The organism is Pseudomonas sp. NDM (assembly GCF_003105095.1).
Classification (GTDB): domain Bacteria; phylum Pseudomonadota; class Gammaproteobacteria; order Pseudomonadales; family Pseudomonadaceae; genus Aquipseudomonas; species Aquipseudomonas moraviensis_A.
The window spans coordinates 16,298-41,036 of sequence record NZ_QETJ01000015.1; the positions used below are offsets into that span (position 1 = coordinate 16,298).

Below are 24,739 nucleotides of genomic sequence, written 5' to 3' on the forward strand. Positions count from 1 at the left end.
CCGCATGCAGCGGGCGCCTTCTTTCAGATGTGACGAACTTCGACAATCTCGTACTCGATCACGCCGCCTGGCGTTTTGACGGCAACTACATCGCCCTCTTCCTTGCCAATCAAGGCGCGGGCCAGCGGCGAACCGACGGAAATCTTGCCGAGTTTGAAGTCAGCCTCATCCTCACCCACGATGTGGTAAGTGACGCTTTCATCAGTCTCGACGTTGGCGATTTCCACGGTGGTACCGAAAATCACTTTGCCGGTATGCGGAATGGTCGTGACATCGATGATGACCTGATTCTGGATCCGGCCTTCGATGTCACGAATCCGCGCCTCGACCATGCCCTGCTGTTCGCGAGCGGCATGGTATTCAGCGTTTTCCTTCAAGTCACCCAACTCGCGGGCCGTACCGATGTCCTGGCTGAGCTTCGGACGAACGACCTTGGTCAGGTGAGCATGTTCTTCTTCCAGGGCTTTGGCGCCCTGAACAGTCATTGGGTACTTGGTTATGCTCATGCCTTCAATCCTGCGTGTAGATCCTGCAAGCGGCGCACGGTTTTTTCCGGACCGAACTTCAGCGCTTCGCAGATCGCTTCGCCCGCAGCGATGGTAGTGGTGCAGTAGATCTTGTGCTGCAGGGCGTTGCGACGAATGGAGTACGAATCGGCGATCGACTGACGACCTTCGGTGGTGTTGATGATCAGCGTGACTTCGTCATTCTTGATCATGTCGACCACGTGCGGACGCCCCTCGGTCACCTTGTTCACGCGGCGCACTTTCAGGCCTGCCGCTTCGATCAGCTTGGCAGTGCCGGCAGTGGCGACCACTTCGAAGCCCAAGTTGATCAGATCACGGGCCACGCCTGCAACCAGCGGCTTGTCATCATCGCGCACGCTGATGAACGCGGTACCGCCGGTCGGCAGCACTTCGCTGGCGCCCATCTGCGCCTTGGCGAATGCTTCGCCGAAGGTGTCGCCGACGCCCATTACTTCACCGGTCGACTTCATCTCTGGGCCGAGGATCGGGTCAACGCCAGGAAACTTGGCGAACGGGAACACCGCCTCTTTCACGCTGTAGAAGTTCGGGATGATTTCCTTGGTGAAGCCGATTTCCTTCAGGGTCTTACCGGCCATCACGCGGGCGGCGATCATCGCCAGGGAAACACCGATGCACTTGGAAACGAACGGTACGGTACGCGAGGCGCGCGGGTTGACTTCGATGACGTAGATGTCTTCGCCCTGCAAAGCCAATTGCACGTTCATCAGGCCGACAACGCCCAGTTCAAGGGCCATTTTCTTGACCTGTTCGCGCATCTCGTCCTGGATGTGCGCCGGCAGCGAGTAAGGCGGCAGCGAGCATGCGGAGTCACCGGAGTGAACGCCCGCCTGTTCGATGTGCTGCATGATCGCGCCGATCACCACGTCCTTGCCGTCGCAAACCGCGTCCACGTCCATTTCGATGGCGCAGTTGAGGAAGTGGTCGAGCAGCACCGGGCTGTCGTTGGACACTTGCACCGCGTCACGCAGGTAACGCTTGAGCTCGTCTTCCTTGTAGACGATTTCCATCGCACGGCCGCCTAGGACATAGGACGGGCGCACCACCAACGGATAACCGATTTTCGCGGCAGCACGAACGGCTTCGTCTTCGCTGCGCACGGTGGCGTTTGGCGGCTGACGCAGGTTCAGGCGCTCGACCATTTGCTGGAAGCGCTCGCGGTCTTCGGCACGGTCGATGGCGTCAGGGCTGGTGCCGATGATCGGCACACCAGCGGCTTCCAGCGCGCGAGCCAGTTTCAGCGGAGTCTGGCCGCCATACTGGACGATCACGCCCTTCGGCTTCTCGACGCGGCAGATTTCCAGCACGTCTTCCAGAGTTACCGGCTCGAAGTACAGACGGTCGGAAGTGTCGTAGTCGGTGGACACGGTTTCCGGGTTGCAGTTGACCATGATGGTTTCGTAGCCGTCTTCGCGCAGAGCGAGAGCAGCGTGAACGCAGCAGTAGTCGAACTCGATGCCCTGGCCGATACGGTTCGGACCGCCACCCAGGATCATGATCTTGTCGCGACCCGACGGCGCGGCTTCGCACTCTTCCTCGTAAGTCGAGTAGAGGTAAGCGGTGTCGGTGGCGAACTCGGCGGCGCAGGTGTCAACGCGCTTGTAGACCGGGAATACTTCGAGCTTCTGACGATGGGTGCGCAGGTTCTTCTCGGTGACGCCCAGCAGCTTGGCCAGACGCTGATCGGAGAAGCCTTTGCGCTTGAGCTTGAACATCAGGTCGCGGTCGATCGAGGACAGACCGAGGGTCTTGACCTTCTCTTCGTCCTTGATCAGGTCTTCGATCTGCACCAGGAACCACGGGTCGATCATGTTCATGCCGAAGATGTCTTCGACCGACAGACCGGCGCGGAAGGCGTCCGCCACGTACCAGATACGCTCGGCGCCCGGCACGGTCAGTTCGCGCTTGAGCACGCTCATGCTTTCCGGGTTGCTCAGATCGAGCTTCTCGTCCAGACCGCAAACGCCGACTTCCAGACCACGCAGGGCTTTCTGCAGGGATTCCTGGAAGGTGCGGCCGATGGCCATGACTTCACCGACCGACTTCATTTGCGTGGTCAGGCGCGCGTCAGCCTTGGCGAATTTCTCGAAGGCGAAGCGTGGCAGCTTGGTGACGACGTAGTCGATCGACGGTTCGAAGGACGCCGGGGTCTTGCCGCCGGTGATGTCGTTCGACAGCTCGTCGAGGGTGTAACCCACAGCCAGTTTGGCCGCGACCTTGGCGATCGGGAAACCGGTGGCTTTCGAAGCCAGTGCCGAGGAACGCGATACCCGCGGGTTCATTTCGATCACGACCATACGGCCAGTGTTCGGGCAGATACCGAACTGCACGTTGGAACCGCCTGTCTCGACGCCGATCTCGCGCAGGACCGCCAGCGAGGCGTTACGCAGGATCTGGTATTCCTTGTCGGTCAGGGTTTGCGCAGGAGCCACGGTGATCGAGTCGCCGGTGTGCACGCCCATCGGGTCGAAGTTTTCGATCGAGCAGACGATGATGCAGTTGTCCTTTTTGTCGCGGACAACTTCCATTTCATATTCTTTCCAGCCGATCAGCGATTCGTCGATCAGCAGCTCTTTGGTCGGCGACAGGTCCAGACCACGGGCGCAGATTTCTTCGAACTCTTCACGGTTGTAGGCGATACCGCCACCGGTGCCGCCCATGGTGAAGGACGGACGGATGATGCACGGGAAACCGAGAGTTTCGAGAACCGCATTGGCCTCTTCCATGCTGTGGGCGATCCCGGAACGCGGGCACGCCAGGCCGATGGATTTCATCGCCTTGTCGAAACGCGAACGGTCTTCAGCCTTGTCGATGGTGTCGGCGTTGGCACCGATCATCTCTACGCCGAACTTCTCCAGAACGCCTTCGCGCTCCAGGTCCAGGGCGCAGTTCAGTGCAGTCTGGCCGCCCATGGTTGGCAGTACGGCGTCCGGACGCTCCTTCTCGATGATCTTGGCAACGGTCTGCCACTTGATCGGTTCGATGTAGGTAGCGTCGGCCATGTCCGGGTCGGTCATGATGGTGGCCGGGTTGGAGTTCACCAGGATGACGCGGTAACCCTCTTCGCGCAGGGCTTTGCAGGCCTGGGCGCCGGAGTAGTCGAATTCGCAGGCCTGGCCGATAACGATCGGGCCAGCGCCGAGAATCAGGATGCTTTTAATGTCTGTACGTTTTGGCATGGTTTGTCACTCAAATCCGCAGGTCAGTCGGCAAGCCGTCTTGATCGATTTCTGAAGTCCCGAAGGGGCCGCCGGGTGCCGGGGCCGCCCTCAAGGCTTCTCTCTACAGTCTCAAGGCGAACGCTTAGCGTCGCTTGGCCATCTCGTTGATGAAGCGGTCGAACAGTGGCGCGACATCGTTCGGGCCCGGGCTCGCTTCAGGGTGACCCTGGAAGCTGAACGCGCTCTTGTCGGTGCGCTCGATGCCTTGCAGGGTGCCGTCGAACAGCGACTTGTGGATCGCGCGCACGTTGGCTGGCAGGGTGGCTTCGTCTACCGCAAAACCGTGGTTCTGGCTGGTGATCATTACCACGCCGGTGTCCAGGTCCTGCACCGGGTGGTTGGCACCGTGGTGGCCGTGGCCCATTTTCAGGGTCTTGGCGCCGGAGGCCAGAGCCAGCAGCTGGTGGCCGAGGCAGATGCCGAACACCGGCGTCTCGGTTTCCAGCACTTCCTTGATCGCCTGGATCGCGTAGTCGCATGGCTCCGGGTCACCAGGGCCGTTGGACAGGAACACGCCGTCCGGCTTGAGCGCCAGCACATCGGCGGCTGGAGTCTGAGCCGGCACCACGGTGACGCGGCAGCCGCGCTCGACCAGCATGCGCAGGATGTTGACCTTGACGCCGTAGTCGTAGGCGACCACGTGGTATGGCAGTTCGGAGGCTTCGATGGTCGCGTGGCTGTCGGTTTTCAGATCCCAGACAGTCGAGCGCCATTCGTATTGAGTCTTGGTGCTGACGACTTTCGCCAGGTCCATGCCCTTCAGGCCCGGGAAGCCTTGCGCAGCGGCGATGGCCGCTTCTTCGGAGATGTTGTCGCCGGCCATGATGCAGCCGTTCTGTGCGCCTTTTTCACGCAGGATGCGGGTCAGGCGACGGGTGTCGATACCCGCGATTGCCACTACATTGTTGGCTTTCAGGTAATCGGACAGGGACATCGTGTTACGCCAGTTGCTCGCTACCAGCGGCAGGTCACGGATGACCAGGCCAGCGGACCATACGCGGTCGGACTCGGCGTCTTCCGGCGTGGTGCCGGTGTTGCCGATGTGCGGGTAAGTCAGGGTAACGATCTGTTGGGCGTAGGAAGGATCGGTAAGGATTTCCTGATAGCCGGTCATTGCGGTGTTGAACACCACCTCACCAACGGTCTGACCGTCGGCTCCAATGGCTTCGCCGCGAAAAATGCTGCCATCAGCAAGGGCGAGTATGGCTGGCTTAGTCAAGAAGACCTCCCGTAAATAACGCATGAAAGGGCAATCGCAGGTTGTAAAAAAGCGGAGTGACGTATGGACACGTCACCCCGCTTCTTCACTGAAATTATTCTGCGCGCTTTTAGTGGACACACTAAAGCTGTAGCTTACAGAAAAGGCCGTTTTTGGTCCACCGCTAAAGAGCCTTAAAGGCCGGAGAATGCGACAGGTCGTCGCCAAGCGGTAAAAACCGGCGCAAAACGGGACGTCTGCGCCGGATTCAGCAACGACTCAACGCAGGTCGAGCACGTCTTGCATGTCGTACAGGCCCGGTTCGCGACCATCCAGCCACAGCGCCGCACGCACCGCGCCCTTGGCGAAGGTCATGCGGCTCGAAGCCTTGTGGGTGATCTCGACGCGCTCGCCATCGGCAGCGAACAGAACGGTGTGGTCACCGACGATGTCGCCGGCACGCACGGTGGCGAAACCAATGGTTTCACGCTCACGCGCCCCGGTCTGACCTTCGCGACCGTATACCGCGACCTTCTTAAGGTCTCGCCCCAGCGCATCGGCAATCACTTCACCCATGCGCACGGCGGTACCCGACGGGGCATCGACCTTGTGCCGATGATGGGCTTCCATGATCTCGATATCGACATCGTCGCCCAGCACGCGCGCAGCGGTGTCGAGCAACTTCAGGCAGAGGTTGACGCCGACACTGAAGTTGGCAGCGAAAACAATCGGAATGTCCTTGCCCGCCTCGGCCAGCAACTGCTTCTCTTCAACACTGAAACCGGTGGTACCGATGATCATCGCCTTGCCATGTTTGCGGCAGAACGCGAGGTTCTTCAGGGTCACGGTCGGGTGAGTGAAGTCGATCAACACATCGAACTCTTCAACCACACGATCCAGATCACCGGACAGCGGCACGCCAATACGGCCCAGCGCTGCCAGCTCACCGGCATCCGCGCCGACCAGCGTGCTGTCGGGACGATCGACCGCCGCGGTCAGACCGGCGCCCGGCGTCTGCTGCACCGCTTCGATCAGGGTCTTGCCCATGCGCCCGGCGGCGCCCATCACTGCAATACGTCGCATGCCGACTCCTTACAAATCGCCGAAGAAACGCTTCACACCGTCGAACCAACCGGTGGTTTTCGGCGAATGGCTGTTGTCGTCAGCCAGGGAGCTGCGGAATTCTTCCAGCAGTTCACGCTGACGACGGTTGAGGTTGACCGGCGTTTCCACAGCCACACGACACATCAGGTCACCGGCACCGCCGCCACGCACTGGCGCCACGCCTTTGCCGCGTACGCGGAACTGCTTGCCGGTCTGCGTGCCTTCGGGGATTTTCAGTTTGACGCGACCGTCGAGGGTCGGAATCTCCAGCTCGCCGCCCAACGCTGCGTCGACGAAGCTGATCGGCACTTCGCAGAACAGATGCTTGCCGTCACGCTGGAAGATGTCGTGCTCGCGCACATTGATCACAACATACAGGTCGCCAGTCGGCCCCCCCTGGGTACCCGCCTCGCCTTCGCCGGACAGACGAATGCGGTCGCCGGTATCAACACCGGCCGGCACTTTCACCGACAGGGTTTTGTACTCTTCTACGCGACCGTCGCCGTGACAGGAGTCGCACGGATCGGAAATGATCTTGCCTTGGCCATGGCAGCGCGGGCAGGTCTGCTGCACCGAGAAGAAGCCCTGCTGCATGCGCACCTGGCCGATACCGCCACAGGTCGGGCATGTCGTCGGCGAGGAGCCTTTCTTGGCGCCGGAACCATCGCACGGCTTGCAGTTGACCAGTGTCGGAACGCGGATATTCACCGACGTCCCGCGCACCGCTTCTTCCAGATTCAGCTCCAGGGTGTAGCGCAGATCGCTGCCACGCTGGGCGCCGCCACGGGAACCGCCGCGACCGCCGCCGAAAAAGTCACTGAAGACATCGCCAAAGATGTCCGAGAAGTTCTGGCCACCGAAACCGGCACCGCCGCCGCCCATGCTCGGATCGACGCCGGCATGCCCGTACTGGTCGTATGCCGCGCGCTTGCTGGCGTCGGACAACACTTCATAGGCCTCGTTGGCCTCTTTGAATGCTTCTTCCGAAGCTTTGTCGCCGGGATTACGGTCGGGGTGGTGCTTCATGGCCAGACGGCGATAGGCCTTTTTCAGGTCCGCTTCGCTCGTGCCCCGCTCGACACCCAATACTTCGTAATAGTCACGCTTTGCCATAAGTTCTTTGCACTCTTAAGGACGTTCGGCAAACCCCTCCTGAGCCTCGCCAAACTCGTTGAGCCCCCATTAAGGCCCGGACCCAACTCACGTCAATTCAACGATCCTGGTCTTGATTGATGCGGTATCTGCGGCGCGAAAAGCAGGAGCATTCCCGGCCATACCGCCAGCATCCGAACGCTGTCGCATGCTGTAAAAATTCGCGTATTCCAGATACGCCAACGCGGGAGGCAAGCTCCCGCGCGGCGACATCCTACCAGTCACCGCCGCAAGGCAGTCAACCGGGCGACCAACAACTTACTTGTGGTCTTTTACTTCTTCGAACTCGGCGTCGACAACGTCGTCAGCCTTCTCAGCCGATTCGCCTTGCGGGGCTGCGCCATCAGCTGGCTGAGCCTGTTCGGCGTACATCTTCTGAGCAACCGGAGCGGAGACTTTCGACAGCTCTTCAACCTTGGCTTCGATGGCAGCCTTGTCGTCGCCTTTGACGGCGGCTTCCAGAGCAACCACAGCAGCTTCGATTGCAGTCTTCTCTTCGGCGGTGACCTTGTCGCCCGCGTCAGCGATCATCTTGCGAGTCGAGTGCACCAGTGCATCACCCTGGTTACGGGCAGCGGCCAGCTCTTCGAACTTGCGGTCTTCCTCGGCATTCGCCTCGGCGTCACGCACCATGCGCTCGATTTCTTCGTCGGACAGACCGGAGTTGGCCTTGATCACGATCGACTGGGTCTTGCCGGTAGCCTTGTCTTTCGCGCCGACGTGCAGGATGCCGTTGGCGTCGATGTCGAAGGTCACTTCGATCTGCGGCACGCCACGTGGAGCTGGTGGAATGTCGGCCAGGTCGAACTTGCCCAACGATTTGTTCTGTGCGGCTTGCTTGCGCTCGCCCTGCAGAACGTGAATGGTCACAGCGCCCTGGTTGTCGTCGGCAGTCGAGAACACTTGCGATTTCTTGGTAGGAATCGTGGTGTTTTTCTCGATCAGCGCGGTCATCACGCCACCCATGGTTTCGATACCCAGGGTCAGCGGGCTGACGTCGAGCAGCAGCACGTCTTTAACGTCACCGGCCAGAACAGCGCCCTGAATCGCAGCACCCATGGCAACCGCTTCGTCCGGGTTGACGTCTTTACGCGCTTCTTTACCGAAGAAATCGGTAACCAGCTTCTGCACCAGCGGCATACGAGTCTGACCACCGACCAGAATCACGTCGTTGATCGCACTGACGTCGATACCGGCGTCTTTCATGGCAATGCGGCAAGGTTCGATGGTGCGCTGAACCAGGTCTTCAACCAGTGCTTCGAGCTTGGCACGCGAGATTTTCACGTTCAGGTGCTTAGGACCGGTCGCGTCTGCTGTGATGTACGGCAGGTTGACGTCGGTCGACTGAGCGGACGACAGCTCGATCTTGGCTTTCTCAGCGGCTTCTTTCAGGCGCTGCATGGCCAGCGGGTCACCTTTGAGGTTCATGCCGCTTTCTTTCTTGAATTCGTCAACGAGGTAATCGATCAGACGAATGTCGAAGTCTTCACCGCCGAGGAAGGTGTCACCGTTGGTGGCCAACACTTCGAACTGGTGCTCACCGTCAACTTCAGCGATTTCGATTACGGAAACGTCGAAAGTACCGCCACCCAGGTCATAAACGATCACGGTGTGATCGCCCTTGGCCTTGTCCATACCGTAAGCCAGCGCGGCTGCGGTTGGTTCGTTGATGATACGTTTTACATCCAGACCAGCGATGCGGCCGGCGTCTTTGGTGGCCTGACGCTGGCTGTCGTTGAAGTAGGCCGGGACGGTGATCACCGCTTCGGTCACTGCCTCGCCGAGGTAGTCTTCGGCGGTCTTCTTCATCTTCTTCAGAATTTCAGCCGAGATTTGTGGCGGAGCCATTTTCTGGCCGTTCACTTCAACCCAGGCGTCATTGTTGTCAGCCTTGACGATCTTGTAAGGGACCATCTGGATGTCTTTCTGCACAACTTCTTCGTCGAAACGACGACCGATCAGACGCTTTACTGCGTACAGGGTGTTGTGCGGGTTGGTGACAGCCTGACGCTTGGCCGACTGACCTACCAGAATTTCGCCATCGTTGGCGTAAGCGATGATCGACGGCGTGGTACGCGCGCCTTCAGCGTTTTCAATAACTTTGGCTTTGCCGTTTTCCAGCACGGAGACGCAGGAGTTGGTAGTCCCCAGGTCGATACCGATAATTTTGCCCATGTTCACTCTCCCGAAACTTTGGATTTTGTTGCCGCAGCAATGGTGGCTGACTGCGGTAGCACTTAAACGCTTGACTTCTAAATGGGGGCCTTGCGGCTAATTTCAAGCCTGCTCGTCAATCGAAGGCGAAACCGGTGCCGGCGCCTTGCTGACCACGACCATCGCCGGGCGCAGCAGACGACCATTGAGCTGGTAGCCCTTCTGGAAAACCTTCAGCACGCTGTTCGGCTCGACATCGGCGCTTTCCTGCATGGCCATCGCCTGATGGTGAACGGCGTTGAACGGTTCGCCATGCGGATCGATCGCTTCAAGCTGGTAGCGCTTGAGGGTGTCGTGGAACATTTTCAGGGTCAGCTCGATGCCTTCGCGCATCGGACGGATGCTTTCGTCGTCCGGGCTCGACAGCTCGAGGCCGCGCTCCAGGCTGTCGACGATCGGCAGCAGGTCGCTGGCGAATTTCTCCAGGGCAAACTTGTGCGCCTTCTCGACGTCCTGCTCGGCACGGCGGCGAACGTTCTGCAGATCGGCAGCAACACGCAGAGACTGATCCTGCGCGGCGGCCAATTGCTCTTCGAGCACTTGCACACGGGTCGCCAGGTCGTCACCCGAACCTTCGGGCGCCTGATTGGCATCTGGGTTTTGCGTATCTACTGTCTGTTCGTCAGCCATAGAATTCTCCTTTCAATTTCGTCCGCGAGCCTGACTCGCGCTTCTGCCCCGATATATGGGGCCGCAAAATCAGGCTTCAAGGGCTGCAATCGATGTCCCTACAAAAAAGTGCTGAATAGTCATTCTCGAATGCGCTAAGAAAACTTTTCGATCAAGCAAATCGAGCTAAGCGAGGGCATTGTCAGGCCGGAACAAAACACTGTATAAATAACCAGACCTCAAGCCTGGGAGCGGCCCTTATGCTGGTGCACCTGTCCGTACACAACTACGCCATCGTCGAACATCTCGATCTCGAACTCGATCGCGGGATGAGCGTGATCACAGGGGAAACCGGCGCTGGCAAATCGATCATGCTCGATGCCCTGGGCCTTACCCTGGGCGATCGCGCCGACAGCGGCGTGGTCCGCCCGGGCGCCGATAAAGCCGACATTCTCGCCACGTTCGACCTGGCTGATATCCCTGAAGCCAGCGCCTGGCTGACCGAGCGCGACCTGGAAAACGACGGGCCGTGCATTCTTCGTCGGGTCATCACCTCGGAAGGTCGTTCGCGCGGCTATATCAACGGCACGCCCTGCCCGCTTGGCGACCTCAAAGCCCTTGGCGAGCTGCTGATCGATATCCACAGCCAGCATGAACATCAATCACTGCTGAAAACCGACACCCATCGCCGCCTGCTCGACGAGTACGCTGGCGCGACCGATCTGGCGCGTCAGGTACAACTTGCCGCCCAGCGCTGGCGCCAGACCCGCCAGGAACTCGAGCGCCTCTCCAACTCTGGTGATGAACAACGCGCACGTCATCAACTGCTCAGCTACCAGCTCGAAGAACTGGAAAACCTCGGGCTCGGCGAAAACGAACTCGAACAGCTGGAGCAGGAACACAAGAACCTGACCAACGCCGAAACCTTGCTGGGCATTTGCCGGCAAGTGGTCGAGCAGTGCAGCGAAAGCGATTCCGGCAATGTGCTGAATGCGCTGACCGCCAGCCTCAATCGCCTGTCCAGCGTGAATAATTCAGTGGGTGCGCTGGGTGAAGCCAGCAGCCTGCTGACCAGCGCGCAGATTCAGGTAGAAGAAGCGGTCGGCGAGCTCAACCGCTTTCTCGACAACTTCGATGCCGACCCGGCTCGCCTGCAATATCTGGAGGAGCGCCTGGACGCGATCTACACCCTGGCGCGCAAACACCGGATTCAACCGACCGAAGTCGGCGAAATGCAGCAGAAGCTGCTGGATGAAATCGAAACCCTGAACGCCAACGATGAATCCATCGAGCGCCTGGGCGAAGAGCTGGCGTCCTACGCCCGTCACTATCAAGAGAAGGCCCGCGAGCTGAGCGACCTTCGTCATCAGGCAGCCGGCAGTCTCGCCAGTGCGGTGGAGCAGGAAATCCAGCGCCTGGGCATGCCCGGCGGCCGCTTCACCATTGAACTGAAAGCCAACAGCAGCGACGAGTTGCTGCCGAACGGACTGGAGCAGGTCGAACTGCTGGTCAGCGCCAACCCCGGCCAACCGCTCAAGGCGCTGGCAAAAGTCGCGTCCGGCGGTGAGCTGTCGCGGATCAGTCTGGCGATTCAGGTGATCACCGCCCAGACCTCCCGTGTGCCAACGCTGGTATTCGACGAAGTGGACGTGGGTATCGGCGGCCCGACTGCCGAGATCGTCGGCCAGCTACTGCGGCGCCTCGGTGAGCGCGGCCAGGTCTTGACCGTGACCCACTTGCCGCAAGTGGCGGCGCAGGGTCATCAGCATCTGTTCGTGCACAAGGTTCGCGACGAGAAGGCGACTCACACCGCTGTCGCGAAGCTGACAAAGAACGAGCGCATCGAAGAAGTCGCGCGCATGCTCGGCGGCATCGATCTGACCAAGGAATCCCTGGCTCACGCGAAAAAAATGGTGGTGACCGCCAAAGCCTGACAAACGGTAGAAAGCACGAAGGCGACCCTTGGGTCGCCTTCGTTCGTTTCGCGAATGTGAAATTCGCGCGACATGCTTACTTTTTCTTGCGTACGTACAGTACGAGATTGTGATCAACCATCTCGAAGCCGTGCTTCTCGACGATCGATTTCTGAAGTTTTTCGATTTCTTCGTCGAAGAATTCGATGACTTCACCCGACTCCACGTTGACCATATGGTCGTGGTGGCCACCGTCAGCCAGTTCGAAGACCGCGTGGCCGCCGTCGAAGTTGTGGCGGACCACGAGGCCGGCCGCTTCGAACTGGGTCAGTACACGGTAAACCGTGGCCAGGCCGACGTCCTCACCAGCTTCCATCAACGCCTTGTAGACGTCCTCGGCACTCATGTGGCGCTGCTCGGTAGAGTCGAGCATTTGCAGGATCTTGACCCGTGGCAGGGTCACTTTGAGGCCGGCTTTGCGTAGTTCGCTATTTTCAACCATGGTCAGCTTTCTCGCGATGCTGCTTCGCAGCTTCTCTTAATGCGGGTATGATCGGCGTTTACGTTGTCCCAGCCAAGATAGTGGAAGTCGCCCACCGATGCAAAACACCAAGCTCTTGCTAACCAGTTTCACCTTTGTGGGACTGCTCGCACTCGCCGGTTGTTCATTCCCCGGGGTTTACAAAATCGACATCCAGCAGGGCAATGTCGTCACGCAGGACATGATAGACCAGTTACGCCCGGGAATGACCCGGCCGCAAGTACGGTTTATCATGGGCAACCCTCTGCTTGCCGACACGTTCCATGCCGATCGCTGGGATTATCTGTACAGCCTGCAACCGGGTGGCGGTGAACGCCAGCAGGAACGAATCAGCGTTATCTTCAATTCCAACGACCAGCTTGTCAGCCTGTCCGGTGACTTCATGCCGGGCGTGAGCCGTGACGAAGCCATTCTCGGCAAGGACAGCGGCACGAACGTGACCGCGCCTGCTGAAAACGCCGAGAAGCCAGAAGCTGAGAAACCAGCCAAGCCAGGCTCCTTGCTGGATCAGATCCAGAAGGACGTCGATGGTGTGGAAACCGTACCGGTTCCGACACCAGAGCCGCTGGACACCTCGCCGCAGTAATGCGCGAGGCAATAAAAAACCCGGACATTCCGGGTTTTTTATTGCCTGTCGTTTGGCTCAATCAGGAATTACGTGCCTTTGCCTCGGCAGCCTTGGCCGCGCGCAAGCGTCGAACTTCTTTAGGATCAGCCAGCAGCGGACGATAAATTTCGATGCGATCGCCGGCCTGAACAGCGCGCGCATCCGCGTCAGTCACGACTTTGCCAAAAATCCCCAGCGGACATTCCCCCAGATTCAGCTCAGGAAACTCAGCCGCGATGCCCGATTCGTGCACCGCCGCCCGAACGCTAACGCCTTCAGCGACGCTGATCGCACGCAGAACCTGCCGATCAACCGCCGCGTACACAACTTCTATGTCGATCACCGGCTCAACCGTGCATCTGCTTGGCGCGCTGGCAGAAAGCATCCACCAGCTGATTGGCCGCCTGATTGAACAGCGGGCCCAACGTAGCGCGCACCAGCGGCCCGGCATAATCGAACGACAGATCCAGACTGATCTTGCAGGCTTTTTCGTTCAGCGCCTTGAACACCCAGATGCCGTGCAACTGAGTGAACGGGCCTTCTTCAAGGTTCATCTCGATCGACTGCCCCGGCACCAGCGTATTGCGCGTGACGAAATGCTGGCTGAGGCCGCCCTTGGCCACGCCGACACTGGCGCGCATGTGTTCCGGGGAGCTTTCCAGTACTTCGGCCTCCGAGCACCACGGCAGAAACTCCGGGTATCGCGCGACGTCGTTGACCAGGTCGTAGAGAAATTGCGCCGGGTACGGCAGAAGCGCGGATCGTTGGATATGTGTCGTCATGTAAGCGTTACTTCCAGAGCTGAGCGGCAAAGACTACAAGAATGCCGATAGGCGCCACGTAGCGCATCAAGAACAGGGACAGGGCAAACAGAACCGGGTTACGGATGGACAATTCATCCCGCACCGCTTCACGCCCCATCACCCATCCCGCGAACAGCACGAAACACAAGCCACCGAGGGGCAACATGATCCGCGAGGTGAAGAAATCGATCACGCCGAAGAAGTCGAGACCGCTCTGCGCACCCCATTGGTAGAGGCTGAACACCCCGCCTTCGTTCACGAAAAACTTGGCTTCCTTCCAGATATTGAAGGAAAACACCGTGCCCAGACCGACAAACCAGCAGGTGAACGCCAGCCAGAAAGTCACCCAGGCGCGGCTGATTTTCGTGCGCTCAACGAGGTAAGCCACCATCGGTTCGAGCAGGGAAATCGCCGAACTCCACGCGGCCACCGCGACCAGCACAAAGAACACCACGCCCATCAACTGGCCGAGAAATACGTTACCAAAAGCAAATGGCAGGCTGACGAACATCAGGCCCGGGCCTTCGCTCGGGTTCAGGCCCGCGGCGAACACAATCGGAAACAACGCCAGACCGGCTACCAGCGATACGAAAGTATCCAGCAGCGCAACACCAACCACCGTGCCCGACAGCGAGGTGTTCTTTGGCATGTAGGCGCCGTAGATCATGATCGAGCCGACGCCAACGCTCAGCGAAAAGAACGCGTGGCCCATCGCTGGCAACAGGCCGTCGAGGACTTTTTCCGGGTGGAAGTCGAACATGAAATGCACGCCTTCCATGAAATGCCCGGTGGTCATGCTGTACCCCAGCAACACCAACACCATCACGAACAGCAGCGGCATCATGATCCGCAAGCTGCGCTCAAGCCCGGCGACCACACCTTTGGCGATCACATAGGCCGACAGCAGCATAAAAATCGTGTGCCAAAGTGTCAGGCGCCATGGATTGGAGATGACATTGCCGAAATAGGCGCCGACCTGATCGGCCGTCGCGCCCTGGAAATCGCCCCGGCCCATGTCGACAATGTAGTCCAGCGACCAGCCGCCGACCACACTATAGAAAGACAGGATCAGCAGAGCCGTGATCATCCCGGCAAACGCGCCCCACGACCATTTGGCCGAGTGCCCCGCCTCCAGCGCCAGCACCTTCAAGGCGTTCGCCGGACTCTGTCGGGCGCGCCGGCCGATCAGGGTTTCCGCGAGCATGACCGGGACACCGATGAGCGCGATGCACGCCAGGAACATCAGCACGAAGGCGCCGCCACCGTAGACCCCGACCATGTAGGGGAACTTCCAGATACTACCCAGTCCCACGGCCGAACCGGTCGCGGCGAGTATGAATACCCAGCGGCTAGCCCAACTGCCGTGGACAGAAACCTTGTCTGTCGACATCGTTTATCACGCCCAAGCGTTAGAAAAAGAGGCCGCATTGTCCGGGATTCACTCAACCTGCTCAAGCACGCAGCAACACCGTAGCCGACAGCCGAACAACTCCATATAATGCCGCCCCTATGGCTAAACAGAAGAAACACCCAACAGGGACCATCGCGCAGAACAAAAAGGCGCGACACGATTACTTCATCGAGCACAAGTTCGAGGCTGGTCTGGTCCTGGCCGGCTGGGAAGTAAAAAGTCTGCGGGCGAGCAAGTTGCAGCTGGTCGACAGCTATGTCCTGCTCAAGGATGGCGAAGCGTGGTTGCTCGGCAGCCACATCACGCCGCTGATGACCGCGAGCACCCACGTCATCGCCGACCCGGTGCGCACACGCAAACTGCTGCTCAACCGCCGCGAGCTGGACAAGCTCGCCGCCGCCGTGCAGCAAAAGGGTTACGCCTGCGTCTGCCTGTCCTGGTACTGGAGCAAGCACATGGTCAAGTGCGAGATCGCTCTGGGCAAGGGCAAGAAGGAATACGACAAGCGTGACACCGAGCGCGAGCGCGACGCCGGTCGTGAATTGCAGCGAGCGGTGCGCAACAAGGGCAAGGAAGACTAGTCCTCGCCCTGAAGCACAACTGTGGCGAGGGAGCTTGCTCCCGCTGAGGCGCGCAGCGGCTCTCGCTTTTTTTGGGGTCGCGGGAGTCGAATGCGCCTGCTGCGCAGTCGAGCGGGAGCAAGCTCCCTCGCCACAATTGATGCGCTACTTCACATCCCCTTGCGCCGCTCCGCCCGAGCCATGCGCTGCACCTCCTGACGCACCTCTTCCAGCACTTCCTGCACATACAGAATATGTCGGCTGGACACTTCCCTGGCCTGCTCCGCGCGCCCTTCGATAATCGCCAGATACAATTCCCGATGCTGCGAGATCAGCATGTCGCGGGTTTCCGTGCGCTGTTTGTACATGCCGCCAATGTTGGTCACGACGTTGCGCTTGAGCAGATCGAACAAACCACGAATGGTATGCAGCAACACCGCGTTGTGGCTGGCCTCGGCAATCGCCAGATGAAATTTCGCATCCGCCGCGCCCTCTTCCGCGCGGCTGACCTCTTCATGGCGCGAGTAGCAATCCTGCAGCTCTTCGAACGCAGTAGTCAGTCGTTCACGATCGACATCGGTGGCGCGCAACGCGGCGTAATAAGCGCACGACGCCTCCAGGGTGTGCCGAAACTCGAGCAAATCGCGCTGCGCTTCGGGATTGCTTTCAAGCAATTGCAACAGCGGATCGCTGAACGTCGAACCAAGCCCTTCCACCACATAATTGCCGCCGCCCTGGCGGCTGACCAGCAAGCCTTTGGCCGCGAGTTTCTGAATCGCCTCGCGCAATGACGGGCGTGATACGCCGAATTGTTCGGCCAGCGTGCGCTCGGCCGGCAGCCGCTCGCCTGACTTCAGCGTGCCCTCAAGGATCATCCCTTCGAGGCGCTCGACAATATCGTCAGACAAACGGCGCTGACGTATCTGATCAAAGCCCATAACTCATTTCTCCACGATCCCGACCGCTCGCCGGGCTGTCTATTCTGGCCTATCCGCGCGCCGCCGACACCTGCCAGACACCACTTCGCCAAACCGGATCAGTTGCCCCCTGCACCGTATCTTCGACGAAAGTTTCAGGGCGGCAAATTGACACACCTACGCTAAGGCTTTTACCCTAGCCAACAGCGCTTGTAAATTGGTCTTACCAATTATCCAAATACGCTGACAGTGCCTGACCAACAACAATTAGGGGCCACCCCACTATGCAAACCTGGCAACAGCTCTACAGCCCGCTCGGCAGTCTTGGCGTCTCCGCACTCGCGGCCGTCATTCCCATCGTGTTCTTCTTCCTCGCCCTGGCGGTGTTCCGCCTCAAAGGCCATGTGGCCGGCAGCATCACCCTCGCGCTTTCGATTGCCGTGGCGATTTTCGCTTTCCAGATGCCGGTGGACATGGCGTTCGCCGCCGCCGGTTATGGTTTCGCTTATGGTCTGTGGCCGATTGCCTGGATCATTGTCGCGGCGGTATTCCTTTACAAACTGACAGTGAAGAGCGGCCAGTTCGAGGTGATCCGCAGTTCGGTCCTGTCGATCACCGATGACCAGCGCCTGCAGGTGCTGCTGATCGGTTTCTGCTTCGGCGCATTTCTGGAAGGTGCCGCCGGTTTCGGCGCGCCGGTCGCGATTACTGCCGCACTCCTTGTAGGACTGGGCTTCAATCCGCTGTACGCCGCCGGCCTGTGCCTGATCGCCAACACCGCGCCGGTGGCGTTCGGCGCGCTGGGGATTCCGATCATCGTTGCGGGTCAGGTCACTGGCATTGACGCCTTCAAGATCGGCGCCATGACTGGTCGCCAACTGCCGCTGCTGTCGCTGTTCGTGCCGTTCTGGCTGGTGTTCATGATGGACGGCCTGCGCGGTGTGCGGGAAACCTGGCCAGCCGCGCTGGTGGCAGGTTTGAGCTTCGCCATCACCCAGTACTTCACTTCGAACTTCATCGGCCCGGAACTGCCGGACATCACCTCGGCGCTGGCCAGCCTGATTTCCCTGACCCTGTTCCTCAAGGTCTGGCAACCACGCCGCGCCGCCGGCCAGCACATCGTCGGCGCCGTGTCGGCTTCGGTGGTCAGCGCCAGCGTCGGCGGTTTCGGCCAGAAGCGCACCACCGTGGCTTCGCCCTACAGCCTCGGGGAAATTTTCAAGGCTTGGTCGCCGTTCCTGATCCTCACCGTACTGGTGACGATCTGGACACTGAAGCCTTTCAAAGCGATGTTCGCCGCCGGTGGTTCGATGTACAGCTGGGTATTCAACTTCGCGATTCCGCACCTTGATCAACTGGTGATCAAGACTGCGCCGATCGTGGCCAATCCGACTGCCATTCCAGCGGTGTTCAAACTCGACCCGATTTCCGCCACCGGCACGGCGATTTTCTTCTCCGCGCTGATTTCGATGCTGGTGCTGAAGATCGATTTCAAAACTGGTCTGACCACTTTGAAAGAGACCTTCTACGAACTGCGCTGGCCGATCCTGTCGATCGGCATGGTGCTGGCATTTGCCTTCGTGACCAACTATTCCGGCATGTCCTCGACCATGGCTCTGGTATTGGCCGGTACCGGCGCGGCGTTCCCGTTCTTCTCGCCGTTCCTCGGTTGGCTGGGCGTGTTCCTCACCGGTTCGGATACGTCGTCGAACGCGCTGTTCAGTTCGTTGCAAGCGACCACGGCGCACCAGATCGGCGTCAACGACACCCTGCTGGTGGCGGCCAATACCAGCGGCGGCGTGACCGGCAAGATGATCTCGCCGCAATCGATCGCCGTGGCTTGCGCCGCGACCGGTCTGGTCGGCAAGGAATCGGATCTGTTCCGCTTCACCCTCAAGCACAGCCTATTCTTTGCAACGATTGTTGGTTTGATCACCCTGGCTCAGGCCTACTGGTTCACCGGCATGTTGGTGCACTAAGACTACGAGAAGCATGGAAATAACCGACGCCGGCCCGTGATCCGGCGTCAGCAATTCACCACCGGGTCTGTAAGGCTGCTGAAAGCAACGCGCTTTATATTCGGCAGCCGCAGCAGACGGATAACCGGGCCCACCCGGAGACACGCCTGATGAGCGAGCTTTTCTACAACGCTGTGCCGAACGCGACCCGCGTGGCACCGCCACTGCCCGAACCTCGGCAATACCCCAGCGAAAAACCGTCGCGGGTCTACCTGTTCGGCACGTGTGTAGTCGACCTGTTCTACCCCGAAGCCGGGATGGACGCGATCCATCTGCTGGAGCGCGAAGGCATCCAGGTCGAGTATCCGCAAGGGCAGAGTTGCTGCGGCCAACCGGCCTACACCTCGGGTTACACCGAGCAGGCGCGGACCGTAGCGCGCTCGCAACTGGCGCTGTTTGCCGGGAATTATCCGGTGGTGGTGCCCTCGGGTTCCTGCGCCGGCATGCTGCGCGAGCATTACGCGGACTTGTTCAAGGATGAGCCGGAAACGTTGAAACAGGTGCAGGCCCTTGCGGCTCGCACCTATGAACTGGCCGAGTTTCTGCTGTTTGTCTGCAAGGTGCAGCTCAAGGACAGCGGCGAACCGGTGAAAGTCGCGCTGCACACGTCGTGTTCGGCACGCCGCGAAATGAACACCCACCTGCACGGCCGCGAGTTGTTGGCGCAGTTGAGCAATGTGGAACGGGTCAATCACGACCACGAAAGCGAATGCTGTGGCTTTGGTGGGACATTCAGCGTCCGTATGCCAGACATTTCCGGCGCGATGGTGGCTGACAAGACCCGCGCGCTGAAGGACTCCGGCGCACACAAGGTACTGAGTGCCGACTGCGGCTGTTTGATGAACATCAACGGCGCGCTGGAGAAACAGCAGGAAGCGTTGCGCGGGCAACATCTGGCGAGCTTCCTCTGGCAGCGAACCGGAGGTGCGCAATGAGCACCTCGACGATTATTCCTACGGTCGCCGTAGAAGAAGATTTTCGCACCCGGGCGCACAACGCTTTGGGCGATCAGCAGCTGCGGAACAACTTCCGCACTGCCATGGATTCACTTATGACCAAGCGGGCAGCGGCTTTCAGCGATGCCCACGAAAGAGAACACTTGCGCGCACTGGGCAATTCGATCAAGGCCCGCGCGCTGTCCAAGTTGCCCGACCTGCTCGAGCAACTGGAACAGAACCTGACCCGCAACGGTGTGACAGTGCACTGGGCGGAAACGGTGGACGAGGCCAATGGCATCGTCCTGTCGATCATCCGCGCTCACGAGGCGCGGCAAGTGATCAAGGGCAAATCGATGGTCAGCGAAGAGATGGAGATGAACCATTTCCTCGAGGCTCGGGACATTGAATGTCTGGAGTCCGATATGGGGGAGTACATCGTCCAGCTCGACCACGAGAAGCCTTCACACATCATTATGCCGGCGATCCACAAGAATGCCGGTCAGGTCGCGTCCTTGTTCCACGACAAACTTGGCGTGGAATACACCAAGGACGTTGACCAACTCATTCAGATCGGTCGCAGGGTCCTGCGGCAGAAATTCTTCGAAGCCGACATCGGCGTCTCCGGCGTGAACTTCGCCGTGGCCGAAACCGGCACCCTGCTGCTGGTGGAAAACGAAGGCAACGGCCGCATGACCACCACCGTGCCGCCGGTGCATATCGCCGTGACCGGCATCGAAAAAGTCGTGGAAAACCTGCGCGACGTGGTGCCGCTGCTGTCACTGCTGACGCGCTCGGCGCTGGGCATTCCGATCACCACCTACGTCAACATGATCTCCGGCCCGCGCAAGGAACATGAACTCGACGGCCCGCAGGAAGTGCATCTGGTGTTGCTCGACAACGGTCGCAGCCAGGCTTTCGCCGACAGTGAATTGCGCCAGACCCTGAACTGCATCCGCTGCGGCGCCTGCATGAATCATTGCCCGGTGTACACCCGCGTCGGCGGCCACACCTATGGCGAGGTCTACCCCGGGCCGATCGGCAAAATCATCACCCCACACATGGTCGGCTTGGCCAAGGTTCCGGACCACCCGAGCGCGTCCTCATTGTGCGGCGCCTGCGGTGAAGTCTGCCCGGTGAAAATTCCGATCCCCGCCATCCTGCGTCGTCTGCGCGAGGAAAACGTAAAAGCCCCGGACGCACCTAATCAGGTGATGCGCGGCCAAGGCAGCAAGTATTCACGCAAGGAGCGTTTTATCTGGAACGCCTGGGCCAGGCTCAACAGCTCGCCAACTCTGTACCGAATCTTTGCTTTTTTCGCCACGCGTCTCCGCGGGCTGACACCCAGCAACGTCGGCCCGTGGACGCAAAACCACAGCGCACCAAAACCCGCCACGCGTTCGTTGCATGACATGGCCCGCGAGCATCTGGGCAAACAGGGAGAGCGTCGATGAGCGCCAAGCAAAATATCCTCGGCAAGCTGCGGAAAAGTCTGACCGGCACCACGCCAATCGCCGACACCTTCGACGTCGATCTGGTCACCCAGCCCTACACCTACAGCGCCGAGCAACGCATCCCGCAACTGCGCAAACTGATGGAAGCGGTGCACACCGAAATCCACCTGACCTCGGGCGCCGAGTGGCCGGCATTACTGGCGCAACTGCTGCGCGACCGCCAATTGCCGAGCCTGCTGATCGCTCCGACAACAACCCACGGGCAACGCATCACACATCACTGGGCGAATAATCCCGATCTGCCTGCACTGAAATCCTACGACCGGCCGATGGAAGAATGGAAAGCCGAGCTATTCAACGACACCCCGGCCAGCCTCACCGGCACCCTCGGTGCGATCGCCGCGACCGGCAGCCTGATCATCTGGCCAACCCGTGAAGAGCCACGCTTGATGAGCCTGGTGCCGCCGGTGCATTTCGCCCTGCTCAAGGCCAGCGAAATCCGCGACAACTTCTATCAGGTGCAACAGGAGTTCGAATGGGCGCAAGGCATGCCGACCAACGCGCTGCTGGTCTCCGGCCCGTCGAAAACCGCCGATATTGAACAGGTCCTCGCCTATGGCGCCCATGGCCCGAAAGATCTGGTCGTGCTGATTCTGGAGGATCAATGAGTCTTCCTGCCGCTTTCCTGCGTGATGCCGAGCAACTGATACCGCCAGAGCGGCGCTTCGATGATCCGCTGTCGACCCTGGCCTTTGGCACCGACGCCAGTTTCTATCGACTGATCCCGAAACTGGTAATCCGCGTCGAATCCGAAGACGAAGTGGTGGCGCTGCTGCAACTGGCCCAACGCGACAATGTGCCGGTGACCTTCCGCGCCGCCGGCACCAGCCTGTCCGGGCAGGCGATCAGCGATTCCGTGCTGATCGTGCTTGGGGATAACTGGAACGCCCGCGAGATTCGTGGGCAAGGCACGCAGATCCGCCTGCAACCAGGAGTGATCGGCGCACAGGCCAACGCCTGGCTGGCGCCGTTCGGGCGCAAGATTGGCCCGGACCCGGCGTCGATCAATGCCTGCAAGATCGGCGGCATTGTCGCCAACAACGCCAGCGGCATGTGCTGCGGCACCGCGCAAAATACCTATCACACCCTGGCCGGGATTCGTCTGGTGCTCGCCGACGGCACGCGCCTCGACACCGAAGACCCCGTCAGCGTCGCGGCATTTCGTTCAAGCCACGGCGAACTGCTCGAACGACTGGCGACATTGGGACGCGAGACCCGCGCCAATCCCGAACTGGCCGCGAGAATTCGCCACAAATACCGTCTGAAAAATACCACCGGCCTGTCGCTCAATGCCCTGGTGGATTTCGACGAGCCTGTGGATATCTTGAGCCACCTGCTGGTCGGCTCCGAGGGCACCCTCGGCTTTATCAGCGCGGTGACCTACGACACCGTCATCGATCACCCGAACAAGGCCTCGGCGCTGATCGTGTTCCCCGATGTCGAAACTTGCTGCAACGCCGTCACCGTGCTGAAAAGCCAACCGGTATCCGCAGTGGAACTGCTCGACCGACGCAGTCTGCGCTCGGTGCAGGACAAAAAGGGCATGCCGGCTTTCGTACAGCTGCTGTCGGAAAATGCCTGCGCGCTGCTCATCGAATCCCGCGCCGCCTCGTCGACATTGCTGCAGGAACAACTGGCGCAAATCATGGCGTCGCTGCGCGATTTTCCCGTAGAGAAGCAGGTCGATTTCACCGAAGACCCAGTGGAAAACGCCCGACTCTGGGCCATTCGCAAGGACACCTTCCCCGCTGTCGGCGCCGTGCGTAAAACCGGCACCACCGTGATCATCGAAGACGTGACCTTCCCGGTCGAACAACTGGCGATCGGCGTCAATCGCCTGATTGAGCTGTTCGACAAACATGCCTACGACGAAGCGATCCTTTTCGGACACGCACTGGAAGGCAATCTGCACTTCGTCTTCACCCAAGGCTTCAACAGCCCGGAAGAAATCGCACGCTACCAAGCGTTCATGGACGACGTCGCGCAACTGGTGGCAGTGGAATTCGGCGGCTCGCTGAAGGCCGAACACGGCACCGGACGCAACATGGCGCCGTTCGTGGAACTGGAATGGGGCAGCGACGCTTATCAACTGATGTGGCAGCTCAAACGCCTGCTCGACCCTAACGGTATTCTCAATCCGGACGTGGTGCTCAGCGAAGATCCGCAGATCCACCTCAAGCACCTGAAACCACTGCCGGCGGCGGACGAGATTGTGGATAAGTGCATCGAGTGCGGCTTTTGCGAACCGGTCTGCCCATCCAAAGGCCTGACCCTGAGCCCGCGCCAGCGCATCGTCATCTGGCGCGATATCCAGGCGAAAAAACGCGCCGGCGTCGACACCACAGAACTGGAAAAAGCCTTCGACTACCAAGGCATCGACACCTGCGCCGCCACAGGTCTGTGCGCGCAACGCTGCCCTGTAGGCATCAACACCGGCGAATTGGTGAAAAAGCTCCGTGGCCGACACGCCACGCATCAGAAAACCGCCGACTGGATTGAAGGAAATTTCGCCAAGACCCTGCAAGGCGCACGCTTCACCCTGCACGTCGCCAACGGCGCGCGAATGATGCTCGGTGCGCCGCGTCTGGCGAAGTTGTCGGCGACGCTGACGCGCTTGTCCAAAGGCCAGGTCCCGCTATGGACCAACGCCATGCCACAACCGGAAAAAGCCATTCGCTTTAGCCCAAGCGTGGCCGACGAGCGCCCGCGCGTGGTCTATCTGGCGGCTTGCGTCTCGCGGGTCATGGGCCCGGCGGCGGGCGACAAGGAACAGATGTCGCTGTACGACAAAACCCGTGGCCTGCTGGAAAAAGCCGGTTACCAGGTAGTCTTCCCCGACAACCAGGACAACCTCTGCTGCGGTCAGCCGTTCGCCTCCAAAGGCTACGCCGAACAGGCCGAGCACAAACGCCAGGAAATGATCAGCGCCCTGCTCCACGCCAGTCGCGGCGGCCTCGATCCAATCTACTGCGACACCAGCCCGTGTACGCTGCGGCTCGTTCAGGACATCGGCGAAACGCGACTGGATCTGTACGATCCGGTGCGCTTCATCCGTACGCATCTGCTGGATCGTCTGGACTTCACACCCCAGGAAGCACCGATTGCCGTGCACGTGACCTGCAGCACTCAGCACTTGGGCGAAAGCCAGGCGCTGATCGATCTGGCGCGCAAATGCAGCAACACCGTGGTGATTCCCGAAGGCATACATTGCTGCGGATTCGCCGGCGACAAAGGCTTCACCACACCGGAGTTGAACCGCCATTCACTGCGTACGCTCAAGGACGCCGTGCAGCACTGCAGCGAGGGGATTTCCACCAGCCGCACGTGCGAAATCGGCCTGACCCAGCACGGTGGAATCGACTACCACGGGCTGGTTTATCTGGTGGATCGGGTGACGCGGGCAAAAGTCGTCTGAAGAAAAATAGAACTCTTGAGCGAGACGGCAATCCACAGAACAGGCCCCGACAAATCGGGGCT

The 24,739-nt window shown here is 59.9% G+C and carries 20 protein-coding genes; 8 read left to right on the forward strand and 12 right to left on the reverse strand.

The genetic code is table 11. The features are described 5' to 3' along the window. Nucleotides 1–23: 23 nt before the first annotated feature. The 7 genes from greA to grpE form a co-directional block, all read right to left on the reverse strand. Nucleotides 24–500, reverse strand: coding sequence for a transcription elongation factor GreA (greA, locus tag DCO47_RS06005; RefSeq protein WP_039759729.1), 477 nt, complete (start codon nucleotides 498–500; stop codon nucleotides 24–26). Nucleotides 501–502: 2 nt separating this feature from the next. After that, entirely contained in the window at nucleotides 503–3,724 is a 3,222-nt protein-coding gene (carB, locus tag DCO47_RS06010; protein WP_039759558.1) for a carbamoyl-phosphate synthase large subunit, read from the reverse strand. A 124-nt stretch (nucleotides 3,725–3,848) separates the two neighbouring features. Next, entirely contained in the window at nucleotides 3,849–4,985 is a 1,137-nt protein-coding gene (carA, locus tag DCO47_RS06015) for a glutamine-hydrolyzing carbamoyl-phosphate synthase small subunit (RefSeq protein ID WP_016771765.1), read from the reverse strand. Between the two features lie 258 nt (nucleotides 4,986–5,243). Continuing rightward, nucleotides 5,244–6,047 carry a 4-hydroxy-tetrahydrodipicolinate reductase gene (gene dapB / locus DCO47_RS06020; RefSeq protein WP_016771766.1) on the reverse strand — a complete coding sequence of 268 codons (804 nt, stop codon included), beginning with the start codon at nucleotides 6,045–6,047 and terminating at the stop codon, nucleotides 5,244–5,246. 9 nt (nucleotides 6,048–6,056) lie between these two features. Further along, nucleotides 6,057–7,181, reverse strand: coding sequence for a molecular chaperone DnaJ (dnaJ, locus tag DCO47_RS06025; protein WP_039759565.1), 1,125 nt, complete (start codon nucleotides 7,179–7,181; stop codon nucleotides 6,057–6,059). Nucleotides 7,182–7,478: 297 nt separating this feature from the next. After that, on the reverse strand, nucleotides 7,479–9,395 hold the full coding sequence (dnaK, locus tag DCO47_RS06030) for a molecular chaperone DnaK (protein WP_042608859.1): 1,917 nt from the start codon (nucleotides 9,393–9,395) through the stop codon (nucleotides 7,479–7,481). Nucleotides 9,396–9,497: 102 nt separating this feature from the next. Next, nucleotides 9,498–10,064, reverse strand: coding sequence for a nucleotide exchange factor GrpE (gene grpE / locus DCO47_RS06035; RefSeq protein WP_039759570.1), 567 nt, complete (start codon nucleotides 10,062–10,064; stop codon nucleotides 9,498–9,500). Between the two features lie 239 nt (nucleotides 10,065–10,303). On the opposite strand from grpE, the gene recN reads away from it, so the two are divergent. Beyond that, on the forward strand, nucleotides 10,304–11,977 hold the full coding sequence (gene recN / locus DCO47_RS06040; RefSeq protein WP_116657716.1) for a DNA repair protein RecN: 1,674 nt from the start codon (nucleotides 10,304–10,306) through the stop codon (nucleotides 11,975–11,977). Between the two features lie 76 nt (nucleotides 11,978–12,053). Here the strand turns inward: recN and fur are convergent, their stop codons facing one another. After that, nucleotides 12,054–12,458 (reverse strand): ferric iron uptake transcriptional regulator, encoded by a 405-nt coding sequence (gene fur, locus DCO47_RS06045; protein WP_016771770.1) that lies wholly within the window; start codon nucleotides 12,456–12,458, stop codon nucleotides 12,054–12,056. A 97-nt stretch (nucleotides 12,459–12,555) separates the two neighbouring features. Between fur and DCO47_RS06050 the strand changes: the two genes are divergently transcribed. Beyond that, nucleotides 12,556–13,083 carry an outer membrane protein assembly factor BamE gene (locus tag DCO47_RS06050; RefSeq protein ID WP_042608857.1) on the forward strand — a complete coding sequence of 176 codons (528 nt, stop codon included), beginning with the start codon at nucleotides 12,556–12,558 and terminating at the stop codon, nucleotides 13,081–13,083. Between the two features lie 61 nt (nucleotides 13,084–13,144). Here the strand turns inward: DCO47_RS06050 and DCO47_RS06055 are convergent, their stop codons facing one another. From DCO47_RS06055 to DCO47_RS06065, 3 genes are read right to left on the reverse strand one after another with little or no spacing between them, the layout of a single operon-like run. After that, complete coding sequence (locus tag DCO47_RS06055) at nucleotides 13,145–13,489, reverse strand: RnfH family protein (protein ID WP_116657717.1); 345 nt, start codon at nucleotides 13,487–13,489, stop codon at nucleotides 13,145–13,147. Beyond that, entirely contained in the window at nucleotides 13,452–13,886 is a 435-nt protein-coding gene (locus DCO47_RS06060; RefSeq protein WP_016771773.1) for a type II toxin-antitoxin system RatA family toxin, read from the reverse strand. The genes DCO47_RS06055 and DCO47_RS06060 overlap by 38 nt, the downstream gene beginning before the upstream one ends. A 7-nt stretch (nucleotides 13,887–13,893) precedes the next feature. After that, a complete protein-coding gene (locus tag DCO47_RS06065) occupies nucleotides 13,894–15,297 on the reverse strand; it encodes a sodium-dependent transporter (RefSeq protein ID WP_042608854.1) in 1,404 nt (467 codons plus the stop codon). A gap of 119 nt (nucleotides 15,298–15,416) precedes the next feature. Between DCO47_RS06065 and smpB the strand changes: the two genes are divergently transcribed. After that, nucleotides 15,417–15,899 carry an SsrA-binding protein SmpB gene (smpB, locus tag DCO47_RS06070; RefSeq protein WP_007953781.1) on the forward strand — a complete coding sequence of 161 codons (483 nt, stop codon included), beginning with the start codon at nucleotides 15,417–15,419 and terminating at the stop codon, nucleotides 15,897–15,899. A gap of 149 nt (nucleotides 15,900–16,048) precedes the next feature. Here the strand turns inward: smpB and DCO47_RS06075 are convergent, their stop codons facing one another. Continuing rightward, complete coding sequence (locus DCO47_RS06075; protein WP_042608853.1) at nucleotides 16,049–16,816, reverse strand: GntR family transcriptional regulator; 768 nt, start codon at nucleotides 16,814–16,816, stop codon at nucleotides 16,049–16,051. A 263-nt stretch (nucleotides 16,817–17,079) separates the two neighbouring features. Between DCO47_RS06075 and DCO47_RS06080 the strand changes: the two genes are divergently transcribed. The 5 genes from DCO47_RS06080 to DCO47_RS06100 all read left to right on the forward strand — a co-directional run bounded on the left by DCO47_RS06080 (nucleotide 17,080) and on the right by DCO47_RS06100 (nucleotide 24,677). Then, nucleotides 17,080–18,774 (forward strand): lactate permease LctP family transporter, encoded by a 1,695-nt coding sequence (locus tag DCO47_RS06080; RefSeq protein ID WP_064364505.1) that lies wholly within the window; start codon nucleotides 17,080–17,082, stop codon nucleotides 18,772–18,774. A gap of 149 nt (nucleotides 18,775–18,923) precedes the next feature. After that, on the forward strand, nucleotides 18,924–19,748 hold the full coding sequence (locus DCO47_RS06085; protein WP_116657718.1) for a (Fe-S)-binding protein: 825 nt from the start codon (nucleotides 18,924–18,926) through the stop codon (nucleotides 19,746–19,748). Then, nucleotides 19,745–21,202 carry a LutB/LldF family L-lactate oxidation iron-sulfur protein gene (locus DCO47_RS06090; RefSeq protein WP_042608850.1) on the forward strand — a complete coding sequence of 486 codons (1,458 nt, stop codon included), beginning with the start codon at nucleotides 19,745–19,747 and terminating at the stop codon, nucleotides 21,200–21,202. Before DCO47_RS06085 ends, DCO47_RS06090 begins: the two co-directional genes overlap by 4 nt. Continuing rightward, a complete protein-coding gene (locus DCO47_RS06095) occupies nucleotides 21,199–21,870 on the forward strand; it encodes a lactate utilization protein (protein WP_116657719.1) in 672 nt (223 codons plus the stop codon). Before DCO47_RS06090 ends, DCO47_RS06095 begins: the two co-directional genes overlap by 4 nt. After that, nucleotides 21,867–24,677 carry an FAD-binding and (Fe-S)-binding domain-containing protein gene (locus tag DCO47_RS06100; RefSeq protein ID WP_116657720.1) on the forward strand — a complete coding sequence of 937 codons (2,811 nt, stop codon included), beginning with the start codon at nucleotides 21,867–21,869 and terminating at the stop codon, nucleotides 24,675–24,677. Before DCO47_RS06095 ends, DCO47_RS06100 begins: the two co-directional genes overlap by 4 nt. Nucleotides 24,678–24,739: the final 62 nt, after the last annotated feature.